Here is a 1,381-nt window from a genome sequence, read left to right on the forward strand (position 1 = left end):
TTTCGGGCACGGCCATCTCGGCCTGACGCTGGCTCCGATCACCGCGCGGCTGGTCGCCGACTTGATCGGCGGACGCGGCGATCCGGCTCGGCTCGCACCTTTCGCGGCGGGCCGTTTCGGCCGTTGATCGATGGATGCCCTCGATCTGAGCTAGTGCGCGAAAACCTGCTCCAGCGAGCGAAAGCCCTTGAATTCCAAGGCATTGCCCGAGGGGTCGCGGATGAACAGCGTTGCCTGTTCGCCGGGCTCGCCCTTGAAGCGGACCATCGGCCGTTCCAGCCAGTCGATGTCGTCGCGCGCCTCCAGCCGTGTCGCCAGGCGCTGCCAGTCGTCCATCAAGAGCACCGCGCCGAAATGCGGGATCGGCACGACAATGCCGTCGACCTTGCCGTCGCTGGGGGCCTGTGCGGCCTGCGGCCGCAGATGCGCCGACATCTGGTGACCGTAGAGGTCGAAGTCGACCCAGGTCGCTGACGAGCGGCCGATCGCGCAGCCCAGCACCTCGCCATAGAAAACGCGGGTTTCATCGAGATCACGGACCGGGAAGGCGAGATGGAAAGGCGTCATCGAAATGCTCCGTGCAGGCTGCGAACCGATTTTGCGTCACAGGGTTCGCGGTTTGAACCGTCCGCCCTGCATTTTGATTGAAGCCTATGCCATTGCACAAGCCGGACCGGAACAATAGATGGGTGGGCAACGGCCGCACACCGGCCGCACCAGCAGGATTTCAGGCATGACCGACATATCAGACGCAGCAAAATTGACCGACCGCGTCGCGGCCCTGGTCGAGGCTGCCAAAAAGGCCGGCGCCGATGCCGCCGACGCGGTGGCCGTGCGCGGCCGCTCGACCGGTGTGTCGGTGCGTCTCGGCAAGGTCGAGGCTACCGAAGCTTCCGAAAGCGAGGATGTGGCGCTGCGCGTTTTCGTCGGCGGCCGCGTGGCGAGTGTCTCGGCGACAGCGGCGTCCGACCCGAAAACGCTGGCCGAGCGCGCCGTGGCGATGGCGAAAGTGTCGCCGCAGGATCCCTATCAAGGGCTGGCCGATCCGGCATTGCTCGCCAAACAGACGCGCGATCTCGACCTGTTCGACGCCACCGAAGTGTCGGCAGACCAGTTGAAGGAAGCCGCATTGGCGGCGGAAGCGGCAGCGCTTGCCGTCAAGGGCGTGACCAATTCGGCCGGCGCCAGCGCCGGTGCCGGGCTGGGCGGCCTGGTGCTGGCCACCTCGCACGGCTTCCTCGGCCACTATGTCGGCTCGCGTTTTTCGCGCTCGGCCAGCGTTATCGCCGGCGAGGGCACCGGCATGGAGCGCGACTATGAATTCTCCTCGCGCCAGCATTTTGCAGATCTCGATGCGCCCGAGGACCTCGGCCGCAAGGCC

2 protein-coding genes are annotated in these 1,381 nt (G+C 66.2%); one reads left to right on the top strand and one right to left on the bottom strand.

Features of this window, described 5'->3' with window-relative positions:
* Positions 1–150 precede the first annotated feature (150 nt).
* Positions 151–567 carry a VOC family protein gene (locus tag ENZ74_RS31800; RefSeq protein WP_013532348.1) on the bottom strand — a complete coding sequence of 139 codons (417 nt, stop codon included), beginning with the start codon at positions 565–567 and terminating at the stop codon, positions 151–153.
* Positions 568–733: 166 nt separating this feature from the next.
* Here ENZ74_RS31800 and ENZ74_RS31805 point away from each other — a divergent pair.
* The coding region (locus ENZ74_RS31805) for a DNA gyrase modulator (RefSeq protein ID WP_281059755.1) at positions 734–1,381 on the top strand (648 nt) is incomplete at its 3' end.

Source organism: Mesorhizobium sp. M7A.F.Ca.CA.002.15.2.1 (assembly GCF_003998715.1).
Taxonomy (GTDB): Bacteria; Pseudomonadota; Alphaproteobacteria; order Rhizobiales; family Rhizobiaceae; genus Mesorhizobium; species Mesorhizobium ciceri.